The 17,611-nt window shown below is 68.6% G+C and carries 14 protein-coding genes; 7 read left to right on the top strand and 7 right to left on the bottom strand.

The window, feature by feature from the left end; genetic code table 11:
- The first annotated feature begins 32 nt into the window (after positions 1-32).
- Positions 33-317 (top strand): hypothetical protein, encoded by a 285-nt coding sequence (locus tag WMF19_RS52205; RefSeq protein ID WP_437897172.1) that lies wholly within the window; start codon positions 33-35, stop codon positions 315-317.
- Here the strand turns inward: WMF19_RS52205 and WMF19_RS52200 are convergent.
- Positions 314-868, bottom strand: coding sequence for an RNA polymerase sigma factor (locus WMF19_RS52200; protein WP_437897171.1), 555 nt, complete (start codon positions 866-868; stop codon positions 314-316). The two genes, WMF19_RS52205 and WMF19_RS52200, sit on opposite strands and share 4 nt — an antisense overlap.
- Positions 869-1,556: 688 nt before the next feature.
- On the opposite strand from WMF19_RS52200, the gene WMF19_RS52195 reads away from it, so the two are divergent.
- From WMF19_RS52195 to WMF19_RS52170, 6 genes are all read left to right on the top strand, one after another.
- On the top strand, positions 1,557-2,720 hold the full coding sequence (locus WMF19_RS52195) for a hypothetical protein (RefSeq protein WP_437897170.1): 1,164 nt from the start codon (positions 1,557-1,559) through the stop codon (positions 2,718-2,720).
- A gap of 66 nt (positions 2,721-2,786) precedes the next feature.
- Entirely contained in the window at positions 2,787-3,512 is a 726-nt protein-coding gene (locus WMF19_RS52190; RefSeq protein ID WP_437897169.1) for a Crp/Fnr family transcriptional regulator, read from the top strand.
- A 97-nt stretch (positions 3,513-3,609) separates the two neighbouring features.
- Positions 3,610-4,338 (top strand): Crp/Fnr family transcriptional regulator, encoded by a 729-nt coding sequence (locus WMF19_RS52185; RefSeq protein ID WP_437897168.1) that lies wholly within the window; start codon positions 3,610-3,612, stop codon positions 4,336-4,338.
- 278 nt (positions 4,339-4,616) lie between these two features.
- A complete protein-coding gene (locus WMF19_RS52180) occupies positions 4,617-5,495 on the top strand; it encodes a tetratricopeptide repeat protein (protein ID WP_437897167.1) in 879 nt (292 codons plus the stop codon).
- Between the two features lie 77 nt (positions 5,496-5,572).
- Positions 5,573-6,658, top strand: coding sequence for a hypothetical protein (locus tag WMF19_RS52175; protein WP_437897166.1), 1,086 nt, complete (start codon positions 5,573-5,575; stop codon positions 6,656-6,658).
- 610 nt (positions 6,659-7,268) lie between these two features.
- Complete coding sequence (locus WMF19_RS52170) at positions 7,269-7,703, top strand: hypothetical protein (RefSeq protein ID WP_437897165.1); 435 nt, start codon at positions 7,269-7,271, stop codon at positions 7,701-7,703.
- 141 nt (positions 7,704-7,844) lie between these two features.
- Here the strand turns inward: WMF19_RS52170 and WMF19_RS52165 are convergent, their stop codons facing one another.
- The 6 genes from WMF19_RS52165 to WMF19_RS52140 all read right to left on the bottom strand — a co-directional run bounded on the left by WMF19_RS52165 (position 7,845) and on the right by WMF19_RS52140 (position 16,729).
- A complete protein-coding gene (locus tag WMF19_RS52165) occupies positions 7,845-8,459 on the bottom strand; it encodes a hypothetical protein (protein ID WP_437897164.1) in 615 nt (204 codons plus the stop codon).
- A gap of 33 nt (positions 8,460-8,492) precedes the next feature.
- Positions 8,493-9,455, bottom strand: a complete 963-nt coding sequence (locus WMF19_RS52160; protein WP_437897163.1) for a type VI immunity family protein — start codon at positions 9,453-9,455, stop codon at positions 8,493-8,495.
- Positions 9,452-12,166, bottom strand: a complete 2,715-nt coding sequence (gene tssI, locus WMF19_RS52155) for a type VI secretion system tip protein TssI/VgrG (RefSeq protein WP_437897162.1) — start codon at positions 12,164-12,166, stop codon at positions 9,452-9,454. Before tssI ends, WMF19_RS52160 begins: the two co-directional genes overlap by 4 nt.
- A gap of 1,652 nt (positions 12,167-13,818) precedes the next feature.
- The gene (locus WMF19_RS52150; RefSeq protein WP_437894233.1) at positions 13,819-14,634 is read right to left on the bottom strand and encodes an ExeA family protein; all 816 of its coding nucleotides are present in this window, start codon (positions 14,632-14,634) and stop codon (positions 13,819-13,821) included.
- The gene (locus WMF19_RS52145) at positions 14,631-15,986 is read right to left on the bottom strand and encodes a DDE-type integrase/transposase/recombinase (RefSeq protein WP_437894231.1); all 1,356 of its coding nucleotides are present in this window, start codon (positions 15,984-15,986) and stop codon (positions 14,631-14,633) included. The genes WMF19_RS52150 and WMF19_RS52145 overlap by 4 nt, the downstream gene beginning before the upstream one ends.
- Positions 15,987-16,105: 119 nt before the next feature.
- On the bottom strand, positions 16,106-16,729 hold the full coding sequence (locus WMF19_RS52140) for a hypothetical protein (RefSeq protein WP_437894230.1): 624 nt from the start codon (positions 16,727-16,729) through the stop codon (positions 16,106-16,108).
- Positions 16,730-17,611: the final 882 nt, after the last annotated feature.

Here is a 17,611-nt window from a genome sequence, read left to right as displayed (position 1 = left end):
TTGCACGGCTGCGTCCTGAGATCCGCCTGCTCATGGATGACCTGGATGCGCCGTGGAACCTTGTGCGGCAGGTTGCGCACGCCCCCGGACCGGCGGCGAGGTGGAAGCGCGCCGAGCAACTGCTGACTCAGTTGATCGAGAAGCGCGCGGCGAAGGATCCGAGCGGCGCACGCGGTGGGCGGACGCGCCTCGAGCGGCTGATCGAGGCCGTCGAGCCTAATGATCCGGTACTGCGCCAGGCCCAGGCGCTCAATGCGCAGCGTCACAAGCCCCGGGCAGGGGCTGTGCCGTCGGCTGCGGGGCATCGCTCGGGCTAACCACGCCGGGGGCCGGCCGTCGGGCATGCCTCGGCCATCCGCCAGAGGTGCCCGAGCTCTTCGCAGGCGCGGGCCAGGCGCCTGTACGCGGTCGAGACCGGGAGGGAGAGCTGCGTTGCGATCTCCTTCATCGGCATCCCAGCCAGGTACCGCGCGAGCACCTCGCGCAGGTCGGGCGAGATCTGGTGCATGAGGGCGCGCGCGTGCTGGCGTTGCGACAGGTCCTCGACGAGCTCAAGGGCCGTCGGGCTCTCGTCGGGCGTCTCGGGATCTGGCTCGACGCCTGGCCGCTCCCAGGGGCGGCCCTTGACTTTCTCGTGATAGTGCAACGCCGTGAAGACCGCGATTCGGTTCTGCCATCGATCGACCGGTCCGATGTTCGCGTCGTACTTGCCCCATGTCTTGAGCAGCTGCTCCAGGACGTCTTGCGCTACGTCACGCACTTCTGATGATGGAACACCTAGGCGTACAAGCCATCGCGCCAGGCGCTGGAGGGCGCGATCCGAAAGAAGCGCATCAATTCCAGGATAGCGTTCATCTCTCGTTGCCATGCCCCATGGTGTCACAAAAGCGACAGTCATTTAAGAACCGCACGCCAATTTTCGTCAGATAGGGAAGAGCGCGCCATTGCGGTGGATGGCGAAATCGCGCAGGGCGTGTGCGGCAATCAGACCGGGGCGCTCACGTGCGCCCTCACGTCCAGCGTGGCGAGGCCGACGGCGCGCACAAGCAAGCAGGCCGCTGCTCAAATGCTCTCACGTCGCCGCAAGAGCCGGAGCCCGGGCGCACGTCTGCGGGCGTCACCTCGCCGGCCTCGGAGGTCCTCGGCAGGATGGCCGGCCGGAACCAGGCTGCCCGCGGTCGATCGCCTCACCGCTACCCCCGCGGTCGAGAGCCCACCCGGCGAGCCGCTCGATCCGCTCAGGCCGAAGTAAGGGCAGGAGATCGAGCGCCCACACCGCGCGAAGGCGCGCCGCACCAGCTCCCAGGAGTTCGTGGAGCACCCCGAGCAGGAGCGCCGTCGCGACCCAGGCCGAGAGCGCCGACCGGCCATCCCTGGCCAGGCGTTCACCCGCGTCTGTTGCGAGCCTCGCCGCGTGGAAGCGCCGCGCATCGCCGCGTCCACCACCGCGCCCGTGGTGCACCTCGGGGAGCAGGCGGACCTGACCTTGCAACATCTCTCGATTTCCCATTTTTGGCCTCCTCATGGTCTCGCAAATATGACACCATGTCCCTGCGGTGTCCAGCTCGCTCGGCTGCGTCCCGGACCGCTTCACTTGGGGGGCAACGTCGACGCGCGGTGCGTCCAAGGCTGGCTGGGCCGCGCCTTGTTCGGAGGTGCCTATGACATGGACACAGATACATGAGACGTTCCGCGCCAACGCCGGTGTGCTCGCTCTCGGTTTGTTTGTCTCTGTGCTCGCAATCGCCGGTCTCGTCGGGGAGCTCGCCCTGGCGAATCGAAAGCTCGGCAGAGCCAGAGGCGAGCGGGATGCCGCCGTCGAGCGCGAGCGCGCGGCGAAAGAAGCTGTCGGGGCGATTCAGAATTGGGACATCGACGAGATGCAGCGCCTCGTTCGGTTGTTCGTGGCGACCGCCGATGCCATGGTCGCCGAGATCGACGAGTTTCGCGGTCGATCCGTGCCGTCTCCGGCGGAAGCCTTTCGGCTGATCTGCCGCGGGAAGGACGATTGGCAGACCAGATTTGCTTATGCGATTGGCCTCTCCCCCGGTGCCGCCGCGGCCGTCATTCACGGGCGTCGCGCCATCAACGAACGGATGGCGCGGCACCTCGCAGACTTTACGGGCGTCCCTGTCAACGCATGGCTCACCCTCTCCCGCATCCATGGCGCCTATCGCCTGATCTCGGAGACGACCATGGTTCGCACGCGCGACGCCCTCACGGCGGCGATCTCGCGTCGTAGCTCCGCGTTCGCCGAGCTGGCCGAGCTCCCCGGCGTCCCCACTCCCGCTGACAGCGCCGAGCCGCCGACGCCCACCCCGGTCGAGCCGCCGGCGCCGCCCCCCGTGCCGACGGTGCCCCCGTGCGAGCCGCCTACCCCGCCGATCGCGCCGCCGCCCACGGTCCCGGCACCGCCGCCGCAGCCGAAAGGACCGGCGCCGGGCCGCTACGTTCACGTCCCGGGGCCCAGCCCGAGCCCGCGCCCGTTGCGTCGTCCCGCCTCTGCGCCCGAGGTGAAGGTGGTCGCCGCGCCGCCCGCTCGTCCAGCCCCGCCCGCTGGCGAGCGGCGCAGGCAGTGGAGGCCGGCCGATGATCGTGAGGCCGCCGCGCGCGCCGCCGCGCTGACCGAGCTCCCCGTGCTGAGCGAGCCGGGCGAGGAGGACGAGCCCACGTCACAGTTCCGGCCCGATCGCACCCTGCCCGGTGCGGGTCTGTCGTAGTGTCGTAAAAGCGACACTGAACCTCCGCTCTTCCGGACAGCGGGCGCGCTCGCGTACCATGCGCCCGTGCCCCCGCTCGCCGACGAGACCCTCCGCAACCGTGTCGAGCTGCTGGCGCGCTCGCCGGTGCTCCGGCGTGCGAGCGCGGACACGTTGACCCAGATCGCCAGCACCACCACGACCGCGCAGGCCGAGGGGCCCGATCCGCTCTACTCCGAGGGGAGCCCCGCGCTCCACGTGCTGTTGCTCGTCCGAGGGGCCGTCCGGCTCGACGCCACCCTCCGGGGGCGCACCGTGCCTACCGGGTGGTATCGCGCGGGCGAGATCATCGCCGAGGAAGCTGCGTATGTGCCCATGTACCGCGCGACGGCGGTCCCGCTCTGCCCGACGTCGCTCGTCCAGCTACCGGCCGGCGTCCTGCGCGCGGCGCTCGCGTCCGATGCTGCGCTCGCGATCGCGTGGGGCCACCTGGAGCACGAGCGCCTGGTCGAGACGCAGCTACGGCTGGGCGCGCTCGCCGCGAAGACGCATGTTCGTCTCGCGGGCTTCCTGCTGGATTATGCGCGCCGGTTCGGCAGCACGGAGCGCGAGACGAACAAGCTCTTGTTGGTCGATCGGCCGACCGCCTCGCAGATCGCCGCGTATCTTGGGGTCGTGAGGCAAACGGTGCAGAAGGACTACGACAAGTTGGAGGAGCTCGGCGGAATCCTGCGCGTGAGCGGTGGCCTGTACCTCCATTCCGAGGTGCTCGAGCGCATCGCCGACCAGGAAGGCCCGCCCTCGAGCAGGTAAATCGAGTCACTGACCCCCGCCCGGTGTCGATCGGAGGCACGACCACAGTCGAGATCGGGCCTTCCACGCACCGGTCGCGGTCGTGTACGGTACGCGCGTGCCGCCGCTCCCCGATGACCCCCTGCGCGACCGCGTCGATCTGCTCGCGCGCTCGCCGGTCCTCAAGCGTGCGAGCCCCGACACGCTGATCCAGATCGCGAGCGCCGGAAGCGCGGCGCAGGCCGAGGGGCCCGACCCGATCTATACCGAGGGGAGCCCCGCGGCCTGCGCGCTGCTCCTCGTCCGCGGCACCGTCCGGCTCGACGCCACGATCGCCGAGCGCACGGTGCCGATCGGGTGGTACCGCGCCAGAGAGATCATCGGCGACGAAGCCGTCTATGAGGTCACGTACCGCACGACGGCAATCGCGCTCAGCCCGGTCACGTTCGTGCAACTGCCGGCTCGTGCCCTTCGAGCCGCGCTCGCCTCGGATGCCGAGCTCAACTTCGCATGGGGGAACGAGCAGTACCGGCGCATGGTCGAGACCCAGCTCCGGCTCGGCTCGCTCGGGGCGACGACCCACGTACGGCTCGCCGCGTTCCTGCTCCATCACGCTCGCCGATTCGGCACCAAGCAGGGCGGCGCGAACCACATCTTCCTTGAGGAGAAGCCCACCGCCTCGCAGATCGCCGCGTACCTCGGCGTGGTGCGGCAGACGGTCCAGAAGGACCTCGACAAGCTCGAGGCGCTCCGCGCGATCGAGCGCGTGAGCGGCGGCGGCCTGCACCTCTTCCCAGAGGTCCTCGCGCGCATCGCCAGCGACGGGGCGCCACCGTCGAGCAGGTAGCGCCAGAAATGATGTGGCGTGGACGGGTTCTGTGCGGGCGCGTGGTTGGATGTCATGGGGAGTTCATAAGGATGGCTCTCCCGTAGGACCTGGGCGCTACGCCGTCCTCTCTGCAATCCAGCTTGCCATTCCATTTGGCGCGGCGAAATTTCCTCGAAATCGAACGTTCAGTCCCGAAGTACGAATGAAGGATCGGGGATGGCCGGCAAAGCCACGGGGGATGGGTACTCCCATCGCCCCCGTGGTTTTTCTCGTCTTCTTGCGGTAGCCTCGCCAACATGCGTTCCCTCGGTGTGTGTCTGGCCGTCCTCCTCGCGTCGGGCGACGTGTGCGCGGCGCCCCCGCGAGCGCCGACCACGCGAGATCGGACGATCGCAGCCGCCAACCGAGCCGTCGAGGAGCGGCGCCTAGGCGAAGCTATCGTGCTCTGGCGTGGGCTCTGGGATGCCGAGCGCAGCCCTGAGGCCGCCTGCAACGTCGGGCAGTTGGCGTCGCGCACGGGGGAGCTCACCACGGCCCGTGAGTTCCTGCAGATTTGCGTGCGTCTCGACCCCCGCGAGGCGCACCGGATCGAACTCGGCCGTGTAGAGGCACAGCTCGGCCGGCTGAGCATCCGTGCAGCCGCCGACTTGGTGGTGCGCGTCGACGGGCGGGAGCTCGATCCCGGCGTGCGCGAGGTGTGGGTCGAGCAGGGCTCCCACATCGCAGAGATCGAGCGTGCCGGGCGCAAGGCCTCGACGCGCGTGCAGGTGGCGCCAGGCGAGCGCCAGACCGTGACGCTCGAGCTCTCCCCGGACCGGCCCGCCCCCCCGCCGCGCCCCGCCCCCCCGCCGTCGCAACGCGGCCCCACGTGGCCGATCTACGCCGGCCTGGCCGGCGCCGGCCTGGCTGCCGTGGCCGGGGGAACCGTGCTCGCCGTGGCGGAGGACCGGGGCGTCGCCGCGAAGCGCCAAGCGTTCCGAATCAACCCGACAAACGGCTGTGACATCCCGCAGCCGGGCTGCGACGAGGTCCGCGAAACGGCGGAGTCATCTTTCACTTTGCGAACGGTGGCCATCGGCGCGTTCATCGGCGCTGCGCTACTTGGTGCAGGGACTGGCATTTACTGGTATGTCCAGCCATCGGTCGCGAGCGTGACGGTGGGGCGCCAGTGGTAGCTTTATCTGACTACTCGATAGGGGTGCAGATTGATGCCCCGCGCCCCATCCGAGGACACGCGTGCACCCGTGGAGATGTGTCCGGCTTCGTTTACATTGGGCCGCCCACGGGTGCAGAGCAGGATTTCGAGCGGCGGCTCGAGCAGCTCAGAGTGCTGGCGTTGCCGTGGACGGCGGCCGCCATTCTCGACGGCGGCGTGACCGATTTCACGCCATGGGTTGTGACCGAACGCGCGGGCCTGCCGGTGGCCCTGCCTGATGGGTGGGAAGGGATCAAAGCTGCCCTAGACTGCGCGCTAAACGTAGCTGGGGCGCTGACCGATGCTCACGAAAAAGGCGTCTATCACGGTGATATCTCGCTTGCGGCGCTCAGCCTGAGCGACGCAGGGGAGCTCCAGATCGCACGCCTGGGCCTTCTGTCGCTCTTCCGCGTGCCGTTGGATGCGAGCGAGCGAAGGGCATGCGCGCCCGAAGTGGTCGAGCTCGGCTATCCGACTGGCCCGCAGGCCGATGTGTACGGCATCGCCGCGATGGTGGATAGGGCGGTGCGCGATCGGTTACTCCCTTGTTCGGCGCTCCCGCCCGAGCTGCGCGAGGTGTCGGCGCGGGGGATGGCGGTAGACCCAGCGGCGCGAGCTACCCTCGAGGAGCTGTTCGATCTCTTGCGTGACGCCGCAGCGGCGGTCTGTGCGATCCAGGCCGGCCGGGATACGCTGCGCGGCGAGGACCCGGGCGGCGACGAGCAGCGCGGGCCCGCGACGCCGCGCTCACCCGAAACGCGCGACACACTACCGGCATCGATAGAGATCAGCGCGCCGCGGCCCGCGCCGCCGCCGCGCCCCGAGCTCCCCGCGGCCCGCGCCGCTGCGGGCCCGCTCGCCTTCGTGGCGCTCGTGCTTGCGGTGCTCGCGCTCGGCGCGGTCGTCGCCCTGGCCGTGCTGCACCGCCCCGCGCCCGTCGTGGTGCAGGTGCCGCCCGCGCCTGCTTCGCCCCCTGCGTTGCCGGCGCCGGCGCCGCAGCCCCGGGAAGCTCCGCCGGCCGCGGCTCCGATGCCTCCGGGCTCGCCGCAACACACGGTTCCCAGCCGCGCCGCGCGTCTCCCCGGCAACGTGCGTGTATGTGACACAGACGACTGGTATTCTTGTTCCGCTCCCAGGAGGTAACATGTCGCCACGTAAGATCGCGTCCGCGGTAGTCGCGGCCGTGTGGTTCTGGCCCGCGTTCGCATGCGAGTCGCCATACACATTCGGCGATTGTGGCGGAACGGATGATTGCTACGAAGGTGCCCAGAATATACCAGGTACCATCTGCAAGGATAGTCAGTGCAAGTGCCAGATCCCAGATCAGGTCATCTGCTGCCACTTTAGCGAAGTGGACAATCCCGATTGCAAGCGAGCATGCCGCTACTGCTGGGAATGTGGCGAGGGCGCGAAGGGCTGCGAGGACATGGAGATCGAGTGCCGCGTTCCTTCCGACTGCCCGGCGAAGCTGGGCGTCTGCGAAATCTGGCCTTCCTGCGAAGTCGGGAAGTGCGCTTATCGAGCTCTAGGTGGAGACGCGAAGACGCAGAAGTTGGGCGATTGCGAGCGGCGATATTGCTTGAGCGGCGGTGGGATCGAGGTAATTCCGGATCTGGGAGACATCGAAGACGACGGCAACGATTGCACTATTGATCAGTGCTGGGAGGCGGGGCCGACGCACGAGGCGCGCCCAGATGGCAGCGGCTGCGCTGGTGGCCGGGGATATTGTATCGCCGGCAAGTGCGTAGAATGCATGTATCAAGGCGACTGCGCGACGACGGGGACCGAGGTGTGCAGCAACCACAGATGCGTTCCCTCGAGTTGCGCCGACAACCGCCTAGGCAGCAACGAGACCGACATCGACTGCGGCGGCCCCTGCGCGCCGTGCGAGAACGGCCAGAAGTGCGTGGAGGACGCGGATTGCGGGTCTGGCGCGTGCACCGGAGGCAAGTGCGCTGCCCCCACAACGCGCGACGGCCGGGCGAACGGCTCCGAATCGGGCGTCGACTGCGGCGGCCCGGACGCGAAGCCCTGCGGCGACGGGGCGCGCTGCGCCATCCACGCCGACTGCTCCAGCGATGTGTGCCTTAACAGCACGTGCCAGGCACCGTCGTGCCGCGACGGCACAAAGAACGGCAAGGAAACGGGCGTCGACTGCGGCGGAGACTGCTCGATCGCATGCGAGTAGGCCGGCGTCGGCGAGCTCGCCCGTGATCTCCTCGCGGCGTGAGCGCCCCCGCCCTCCATCGCCTTATCTTCATTCCTGACGGAGCAGCGCCGGTCGGCTCCGGCGATCAGCGCTTGGTGGTGGCGCTCCTGGTCCGGGGCGTCAGTCGATGAAGTCGTCGAGGAAGATGGCGTTCCGGTCCTCGGGGATGCAGGTCGTCCAGTCGATCTGCGCCTGCGCGAGCGGGTAGTGGTAGGGGACGCCTGTCGCGGCGGCGAAGCCCTCGGCGCCGCCTATGCGCAGGTGCGGCGCGAGCTGGTCGCGGGGCACGTCGAACATCTCCTCGAGAAAGACGAGCTGCGCGGCCGTCGGCGAGGTGGACGCGCGAATGAGCTCCTCGTCACCCTGGAACCGGAAGTAGGGGAAGCGGGGGTCGGTGAACAAGAAGTGGATCTGCCTGCCGTGCAGCGCGAGATCGAGGCTCCAGAGCTCCGGATCGGTGTCGACCTCGATGCGAAGCACCCGCGGGAAGATCGGGGCGAGGCGATCGAGGGTCGCGTCGTCCGTCAGCACGGCGGCCCAGCGGCGGACGGGCGGGAGCGCCTCGTACTCCTGCCAGGTGGGCTTGATGGGCTGGTTCTCGCCGTAGAAGAAGGACGAACCCTCGACCTCTTCCATGAAGACGATGGAGCGGATGCGGTGAGCCTCCAGCGCGCGCCGGAGCGCGTGGAGCGACGGCGCGTGGATGGCAAAATACTGGGTGTACTCGGTGCCCATGATGGACTTCCTCCTCCCTCCGCTCTGTATGCCTCACTTCCCGTCGAAGCGGAAGAGCCAGGCCATGCTGGCCGCCTTGTCCATCCGTCCAGGGCCTCCAAGGTGAAACGGGCGGTGATTCGTGATTTGGATTCTCTTTAGTACCTTCGCCAGCCTAGCATAGTGCCTGGGCCAGCGGTTCGCCTGGACGTCGCCGATCTGTGGCTTGGGGCCCGCTTGGATTACGAGCCCTCCATCGTAAGGATAGAAGACGAAGGTGTCATCCAGTCGGATGCGTAGATAGTCGAGACCGCCCGCCGCCTCGACCCAACGATCGCTGAGGATCGTGAGCCAGTTGACACCCTTGATCCCATCCTTGAGCCAAATCGTGTGCGCCGTGCGGCTCTCTACTTCAATCCCAGGGAACCTTTCGGCAATCAGTCGAACGACTGGTTGATGGCGGTCGCTCGTGGCGAGGTCCAACGCTTCAAGGGCACCAATTCCGCCGTAGCCGCTAAGTGGCCTGAGGCTTCTACTCGCCTCGACCACGAAGTCCTGGAAGGCTCCCGGGTATTCGGCCAGCCATAGCAATGGCAAGTGTATCTGAATGAAGCCCAGATTTCTGGTGACGTTGTTTGAGCCGAAGCCGCTTACCTGGAATTCGCTCGCGTCGTACATGCTGTCTCCCCCATGGAGGCCGAATGACCACGCACGCCCGTCCTCGTGGTTTGGTAGCCACTTTCCGGGAGACGGCACCCTGTTTGCGCTGAGCGGATAGATGCGTGCGGTCTTCGTCTGCATTGTCCACCGCAAGTGCTCGCCAACCATTTTTATGTAGGCTTCTGCCACGTTCGCCACGGCCTCCCGCATGATGCGGGTCCACGGTTCCGCAAAGAACATGGTGGCAAGCAGTCCTACCTTCAGCGCGGCACGCCCATTGTTTCCTCGTATGCACAGAAGGCTTGATAGATCTTGTTCGTCTTCGTCTAGAACATTCATTGGATTTCTCTGGCTCATGGAATCGGCGCGGTCGGTGGGCCGAGGAGCGGCGCAAGAAGCGGTGCCAGCCTTTGAGCGAGGCGTGTCAGTATCGGCGGAATCAGTATGTCATCCGCTTCACCGCCAACAGCGTCGTCGAGGACCAGAACGAGTACTGCCAGTATTAGCAAAGCGGCCTCGGCGATGTCCTTGGCCTGCACGGAATCGGGGGCCGGTACCTGCTCCTCCTTCGCATCGTCACAGCCGCAAGTTGCGGGCGTCCACACCTCGAATGGTGCCTCGCCAGCGATTGTCTCGTACTCGTTCCTCTGCTCGGGCCCGAGCTCATCTGGCGGAAACTTAATCTCGACCACCTTCTTGAGGTTGTCCTGCGTCGGCGGCTTGGTCGGATCCTTCAAGATCACCACGTCCGGCACCTTCGAGCCGCCCGGCTTGCTCTCGGTCGGCCGCCACGGCTCTCTCTTGCTCATGATCGGCGCGGGCGGCCTCTGGCTCATGTCGTACGGCACCTCCGCCTTGATCGTGCTCTGCCCTCCGAGCGCCTTATCATAGGCCCTCAGCCGCTTCGTCACGCAGTCGGACGGCCGCATCCCGCCCCGCCCGGTCCGGCCGGCGCGGACGTTCTTGCAGGTGCAGATCGCCTCGCAGATGACCGCCTGCTCGGCATCGACGCCCGGGCTCATCGGCACCACCGGCCCGAACGCGAGCACCGGCAGGTGCCGCTTCGCCTTCGCCGCCTCCGCTGCGCCCGCGATCCCGGGCCGCTCGGGCGGCGCCGGGGCGCTCCCCGCCCCCGCTCCGGGCCCGCCGCCCTTCTGGATCAGCACCGCGCCGCCATCGATCACTACGCCGCCGGCGGTGACCCGGACGAACCCGCCGGGCGCCTTGAGCGTGATGTCCGGCGCCTCCAACACGATGGGCCCGCCGGCCGCCACGTGGACGGCGCCGCCCACCTCGACCGCGTAGCGCCCTCCGATCTCCTCCTGGCGATCGCCGCCCACCGTGGCCGAGAGCGAGCCGCGGATCTCGGCCCGCTCCTCGTCGTGGACCGTCCGGTGCAGGCTGCCGCCGATCTCCTCGCGGCGGCTGCCGCCGAGCGCGATGTCCTCCTCGCCCCGCACGAGCCGCGATCGGTGGCGGCCCACCGTGAGCCGCTCGTCGTTGCGGACGAGGCTCTCCTTGTCGCGCTCCGCGCGCTCGTAGAACCGCTCCTGCCCGCGTTGATCCTCGAAGCTGATCTCGTTGAAACCGTCCGCGTCGGGTGTGCTCTGGCTGCGCCAGATTGCGCGCGTCGCGTGCTGCGGCAGCGCGTACGGCGGCGGCGTGAGCGCGTTCGGCGCGCGCCCGACGATGATCGGCTCGTCCGGGTTGCCCTCCAGGAAGCCGACCAGTACCTCCTGCCCGACGCGCGGCACCGTCCACAGGCCGAAGCCCGCGCCGGCCCAGCCCTGGCTGACGCGGATCCAGCACGAGCTCTGCTCGTCGCTCGTGCCCTCGCGATCCCAGGGGAAGCGAACGCGCACCCGGCCGTACTCGTCCGTGAAGATCGCACGCCCCGGCGGCCCCGTGACCACGGCGCACTGGAGGCCCGGGATTACGGGTCGCGGCGTCACGCGCGGCGGGTAGTACGGCCGATCGGCCGGGGTGGCCTCCACCCGCGGGCGCCACGGCTGATCGATCTCGGCGTCCAGCGCGACGCGGGTCACGAGCAGCCGACGGCGCTCAGCGATCTGCGGGTGCGGGTGATCCGCGATCGAGACGATCGCCCCGGGGGCGAGATCCAGCGCGCTCGTCTCGAACGCGACACGCGCCCCGCTCGCCTGCTCGCCGCGCAGCCGCTGCTCCGCGATCCGCGCGCCCACCGCGGGGTCGTGGAGGGCATGGCCGTGCCGATCGGCGATGGGCGTCGCGCTCGGCGCGCCGGTGACGACGCGGTACGCCCCGGGCTCGAAGTGGAAGTGCTCGATCCGGAGGTGCGCCGGACCCGAATCTTCGGCGCGCCCGGCGAGCAGGAACGCGGGGTTGCGGAAGTCCAGATCGCGTGTCGCGACCGCCGCGGTGCGCGCCTCGCGCGAGATCGCGACGCGCGTGACGAACTCCACGCCCGGCGCGTCGCCCGGCTCGTTCAGGTACGAAAGCGGAGGGCCGGGCCGCGGCGGCGCCGCGCAAGGCGCGTCGTGCAGCACGAGCACCGAGCCGCGGTGATCGTCGGCCTCGAAGGTGAAGGTGAGCCCGGCCTCCTCGCACAGCCGGCAGAGAAAGCCGTAGCTGGTCTCGTTGTACTGGACCTTGTAGTCGAGCGGCGGGAAGGCGGAGCGCTCGATCCGGAAATCGTGGACGACCGCGAACTCGTCGAGGAGGCGCTCGAGGATCTCCGGGACCGCGGCGCGCTGGAAGATGCGGCAGTCGCGGCGCAGCGTGAGCAGGTGGAGGCGAGGGACGAGGCGGACCGCGTAGGTGCTGAGCCCGGAAGGCTCGACGCCGATCTGCTCGGCGGCCTCGCAAAGGCCCGTGTAGAGGCGCCGGCCTCCGCGGCTCGCAAAGCCCCACCCGGCGCTCAGCATGAACGCCGCCGGCCGGAGGATCATCGCGTCGACATCGAGATCCGGGCTCGGAGAGCAGGCGACGATCGCGAGCGAAAAGAGCCCGGAGACCTGCTCGCCGATGCCGGCGCGCCGCACGGAAAGCTCCGGCGCGACGCCCTCGACCCAGAGCTGCAAAGCAGCCACGTGTGACCCCCCTGCGCGACGACGCGCTCCGCCGTGCCGTACGGCCGAGCGCTGCCGGCGGGGCGCCAACGTAGCGTGAGGGGTGCGCTCGCGCGCTCAGGCGGGTCCGGAGCGCATGCGCAGGGGAGTCCGCCTGTCCTGCGTCAGCGCCGCATGCCCACGTGCCGTGATGGTTCCGCCGAGAGCGGCACTCCACTGCAGGCCGCTCCACGATCGCCACGAGCGGTCCTTAAACCGCCGTTCCGCCCGGGCGGTGAAACAGCCGGCCGTCAGCCATTCCTCGCGATCTCCGGCAAGCTCAGCAGCACATTCACAACGCCTCGGACGGCTGCCCAGGTCCGCTCCCTCCGGAGAAGAAAGATATTGAGATGCGGTAGAGGCCCGCGCGCTCGCGGCGAGGGGGGAGGTTACGCCGCCCTCATCTGAGCCACAACGCGCGTGTTGGCCTCGATCTGCATCTGACACAATGCCGTCTGCGCTTGGAGTTTGAGGCTAAACGATTTCTGTCGACCGATTGACAAGCCGAGTGCACCGCCGAGTAGACCGAGGATCACGGCGCCGATAACGGCCATCATCGCTTCGTTGGTGATGAGTCGGGCCCCGGTGCCGACAAGCGCCCCTAGGACTCCACCTAATAAAGTATGAGTTGCAATGATAGAGTTCGCCTGGCGATAAAGTCCCGATGCGAATTAATGGATGATCTGTGGATCGTATTGGACCTGCGCTGCCATCGCTCCCGCTCCTGGTGCTTATGCACGCGATGCTGCACCAAACCTCATCAAGTGGGCAAATTCCCGTGCTCCTGGAGCGGTCCGGTGCGGGCGATGGGCGAACGGGAGTCTCGGGCGTGGGGGCTCCGGCCACCCGCTAGCCATCAAGCTGGACGAGCTCCGCCCACGCGTACCTCGATGCTCAACGCGGCGCTTCGCCGATGTTTCCTGGCCGGCGACGCCGCCGTTCGAGCGGTCGCCGCCGCTCCTCCGGCGAACCTTCGCGGGGAGCGCCAATCCGACCCCGTCGCACCTACGTTCGCTCACTTGTTTGCTGTGAAGTAATCACGCTGTCAAGGCTCGGCCTCAAGGACCGCGCCGAGCTCACCATCGAGGCCCTTCGTCGTCGACGTCGCGGCTGACGGGGACGCGGGAGCAGTTGTGCTCTTCCTGGAAATTTGGTGGCGTGGTCACAGCTCGGATCCTCAACCCACGGACGAACACGATAGATCGACTGCGATCCAGTTCGCTTTCAGCGACCAGCGTCTTGTCAAGAGAAATCCCGTGGCCTCCTGAGGGGCGTGGGTGGATGTCGCAGTCACGCCAGGCAAGGCCAAATTACCGGGCACTACACGCACCATTGATCCATATGTAGGTCAAGGGAGCCGGGGTCTCCCAGCGGGAGCCCAGGGGTCCATGCATGCGCAGCGGATCGCCCCGTCAACGTGTAGGGATGTTGACGCTCAGGCTGGCTGATGGTCCGCCGAGCAAGCCGCTTGATGGCCATCGCGGGCGTGCACGGTTGCGGTGAAGGAGGGCGATGGCCATCGCTCGGACGCGCGCCTCAGGGCGGCTCGCAATGGCCATCATGGTTCGTGGCCGTCGGCGCCGGCGAGGTGTTCGTTCGCCAGCGCCGAGGGGGGCCCGTCGTGTCGGTCAGCGTCAGCTGCCGTCCGTTGCCAGGTCGCCGACAATGCGCGCCATCACGTCACGCTCGACGAGTTTCTTTTTCCGTCGCGCCGCCTCGCGCAGCGCGGCGGTGGCCATGCGGTCGATCTCGCGCAGGCTCGATCCAGCCGCCTCGTGGAGCAGCATCAGAGCGTCCGCGGTGAAGACGTCGCGGTCGGCGCCGGCGCGGCTCATCCGGAGCCGCACGTACTCTCCAGTATCGTCGGGGACCATCGCACCGATCGACAGACGCCGCTCGATGCGCGAATACAGCGAGCGATTTTTGCGCAGCTCAAGCCGGTCTTGGAGGTCGGAGAGCCCTACCAGAATCAGCGACAACAGGGCGCGGCTATCCCATTCGTAGTTCAACAAGATGTGGAGATGATCAAGCGTGTCTTGGTGGAGCAGGTGCGCTTCGTCCAGCAGGAAAACCGGGTGAATCCGCTCGCGGCCGAGGGTCTCGATATGCGCGCTGACAGCGTAGAAGACGGCCGCCGCGGTCGCAGCGGGGTTGAGGCCGAGTGCATGGCAGAGCTGGCGATAGAAGTCGCGGCGGCCCAGCGTGGCGTTGTGGCAGTAGGTCAGCCGGAAGCCTGCCTGCGGCAACCGATGACGCACTGCCCGCAGCACACACGTCTTGCCGGCGCCGGGCTCGCCGACCAGCAGCACTTGGGCGTGCTCGTGCACGGCCTCGCACACCTCCTCGACGAGCTGCTCTTTGGAGGGCGGCAGCCACAGGTCGCCGTCCTGGATCTCCTTGGAGAAGGGGGCGGCGGACAGGGTGAAGAAGCGGACGTAGGACTCGCTCACGTCTCACCTCCGCGCTCGCTCGTGTCGGCGCCAGTGCCCAGCGAGCGGCCGAGCGTTCGCGCGGGGTTGAAGTCCACGGGTCGTGTCGGCTTGTCCACCACAGGCCCGCCGCACGGCAGCCGCTTGCGCCGCGCGTTGCGCTGCGGGTCGACCGGATGCAGCACCAGGCGCTTGCCCTCGTGCTCGACCCACGGCGGCTCGTCGGGCGCGACGAAGCACCGGGCGACGGAGACGATCTGGCCGGCGAGGTAGCCCTGATCGAGCTGCCAGGCGACACCGTCGACAGAGACGATGTTGTCGCCCGAGACGCGGCGTCGGGTGCGCTCGGTGAGCGCGACGCGCAGCGCTTTTTCGTCGACGACGCCTTCGGCGGCGGGGCGGGCCGCATAGACCTTCGCCGGGGTCTGGCCGAGCAGGCCCGCGTGCGGCGCCGTGTGGTAACGCCTGTCGAGGAAGGCGCGGAGCGTCGTGTTGATGTCGGCGAGCGACGCCACAGCGCCAAGGTAGGTAAGGCACCCTTCGCGCAGCGTGCGCCAGAAACGCTCCATCTTCCCGCGCGCCTCTGGGTCGTACGGCTTGGCGTGCAGGAGCGTGATGCCGAGCCGCGCGCACGCGGTTTTGAGGACGTCGCCGCGGTAGGTGGAGCCGTTGTCGAGATAGAGCGCGTCGGGTTTGCCGTGGCGGCGCAGAGCGTCGACGGTCATGGCGAGCATGTCGACCTCCTTCTCGGTCGTGTGCGCCTCGAGCGCCACGACGTAGCGAGAGGCGTCGTCAAGCAGCCCGTGGATGCGGAGCGGCATCGCTTTGCCGCCGACGGTGCAACCGGTCACGTGGCAGACGTCGCCGTGCCAGAGCGCGCCGGGGCGCTCGGCTTGCCAGCGCAGCCGCGTCTTCGGCTCTTGCTCGGCACGCGCGGCGCGGCGGCGAAGGCCGTGCGCCGCGTACAGTCGCCGTACGGTGGGCTCGGAGACCTGGGTCGCCTCGAGTCGCCCCTCGTCGACAAGCGTCTTGAGGATGAGCGGCACCGAGGCGTCGGGATGCTCGCGCCGAATGTCGAGCAGCAGCGTGCGCAGCTCCTCCGACAGGCCCTGCGCGAAGCCGCGATCGCTGCGTGGCTGTGGGCGCAGGCCGTCGAGGCCAGCGGAGCGATACGCATATAGCCAGCGCTCGAGCGTGGGCACCGAGTAGGTGCGCGTGCTGTGTGCGCCCGGCGGTCGAAACCGCTGCTCGCTCAGCACACGCAGCGCGGCGGCGAGCTGGCCGTGGGTGAGCACGCGGTGCATGAGAGGGCCGATGACCGTGGCGCGATAGATCGCGACGGTCTCGGCGTGGTCGGCGGGGCCGAGGGCCATTCGGACAGGTCCTTTCTGCGCCTTGCTGGCGCGCGGTCCTTGTCCGGGATCGGCGGCGTTTTCGGCAGGGATCCTCTCAGGTGGGCTGGTTGATCGGGGCTCCTCGGGGGCAGGGGCCCTCATGCCGCATGCGCGGCGCCGAAGAAGGCGCGCTGCTCGATCGGCAGCGCTCGGGTCGTCGGATCCGCGCTTGCCGCGAGCGATGTCGCGACGGCGGCTGCCCTCTTTCGGAGCGAGGCGGACGGGCCTGGGTCGGGGGCGTCCGAAAACAGACGTCGCTGCGCGACGTCGCGCGCCCACCGGCGCAGCGTGGCCCAGCCGGCGGCGGCGCTGTCGCCGAGGATCTTCGCCGGGCCCACGCGCCGACGGACCTCGGCCGCCGTCGCGAGCGCCAGACCCCAGAGCGCGAGGGCGAAGCCGATCGCGGCGGCGCTGTACACGCGGAGGCCGAGCACGCCGCGAGGAACGACGAGCAGCACAGCGCGGCAACCGAGGCAGCGGTAGCGGCGGGCCGTCACCGAGAGCACCTCGGGGGGATGGTCTGGGGTAGCGGGGCCCCAGACCTGCCGCTCGCGCCTGCCGTGGCCTTGGAGCCGGATGGCGCCGCCCAGCGGACAGCTCGCAGCGCCGCAGACGGGGCAGCGCGCAGGCCGCGCTTCGACGACCGTGGGCGGCTGCTGCTGCCAGCGCTTGATGTCGATGGCGCTCTGGATAACACTGCGACCGCTTCGATTCCTGGGCACAAGAACCGGAGCACGACGAGGAGACTGTCCGCCAAGATCAGGTCTCCTCGTCACCTATTTTGTGGCCGGCACCGCGCCGCTGCTCCGCTCCTGCGGTGGACCTACCCCGTCGTGAGGCAGGCGTGGGAGCGACGAGGGGTGGTAATTTTCGACCGATGGACGGAAGTGGAGCGCCCGCGCGGGAAGGGCTTCTCCGAGCCGACGCAACCGTGCTCATAGGGGGGCTGCGATGAGAATCTTGAGGGGCCGGATGTAATGCGTCGTGCGCCGCGGCGCTCTGGAGTCGTCCTCTCGGGTCGCGTACGCGGAGCGAGCATTCTCCTTGATGGCCAGCCTCGTTGGGCGGAACCCCTCACCATCAAGCATCGTGCTCGGTGCGGTGGGCTGCCGCATCAGTGAGAGCGCGCGGTAATAAGGGAGCAGCAGCTCGGCGCCGACGTCCGATCAATTTTCATGGGCGTGGAGTGAGAGCTTTCCCAATGGGATGCAGCCAAGGACCGGGCGGCAACGCCCCGCACCCAGCCTCGTCCGTCCCGGAGCGCCGCTTGACTCGCCGGAGGCTCCCTTGGCGCGGGGCGGACCTGGCTTGACTACGCTCGCCAGAGCCGAGGATCGGGCTTACAGAAGCCGCAGATACCTGTAGTATTGTCCCGATGCGGGCAGTTCAGGAGGCGCGGCCGCGACGGGTGGGCGGCACACTAGGCAGACTAGCGGCGGCGGTACTAGGGCGCTACCCCTGGGGGGACTCGGCAGGGTTCAGGCGAACGGGTTCGCCGGGGCCCTCGTTCGTGCGCTGGGCGGAGCTAGGCATAATGGCATCGCTCGAGCTATCCGAAGACCCTTGGGCACACTGGCGGCAGCCTTCGTTCCTGCGTCCGAACT

Origin of the sequence: Sorangium sp. So ce124 (assembly GCF_051525235.1) — a bacterium.
GTDB classification, from domain to species: domain Bacteria; phylum Myxococcota_A; class Polyangia; order Polyangiales; family Polyangiaceae; genus Sorangium; species Sorangium atrum.
The sequence above is the reverse complement of the archived record's forward strand: the minus strand, read 5'-3'. Positions and strand labels throughout refer to the sequence as shown.

Coding starts and splice junctions, on each gene's coding strand:
- WMF19_RS52205 (WP_437897172.1), top strand. CDS start 33: ATGGATGACCTGGATGCGCCGTGGAACCTTGTGCGGCAGGTTGCGCAC.
- WMF19_RS52200 (WP_437897171.1), bottom strand. CDS start 868: ATGGCAACGAGAGATGAACGCTATCCTGGAATTGATGCGCTTCTTTCG.
- WMF19_RS52180 (WP_437897167.1), top strand. CDS start 4,617: ATGCGTTCCCTCGGTGTGTGTCTGGCCGTCCTCCTCGCGTCGGGCGAC.
- WMF19_RS52170 (WP_437897165.1), top strand. CDS start 7,269: ATGTATCAAGGCGACTGCGCGACGACGGGGACCGAGGTGTGCAGCAAC.
- WMF19_RS52165 (WP_437897164.1), bottom strand. CDS start 8,459: ATGGGCACCGAGTACACCCAGTATTTTGCCATCCACGCGCCGTCGCTC.
- WMF19_RS52160 (WP_437897163.1), bottom strand. CDS start 9,455: ATGAGCCAGAGAAATCCAATGAATGTTCTAGACGAAGACGAACAAGAT.
- WMF19_RS52145 (WP_437894231.1), bottom strand. CDS start 15,986: ATGGCCCTCGGCCCCGCCGACCACGCCGAGACCGTCGCGATCTATCGC.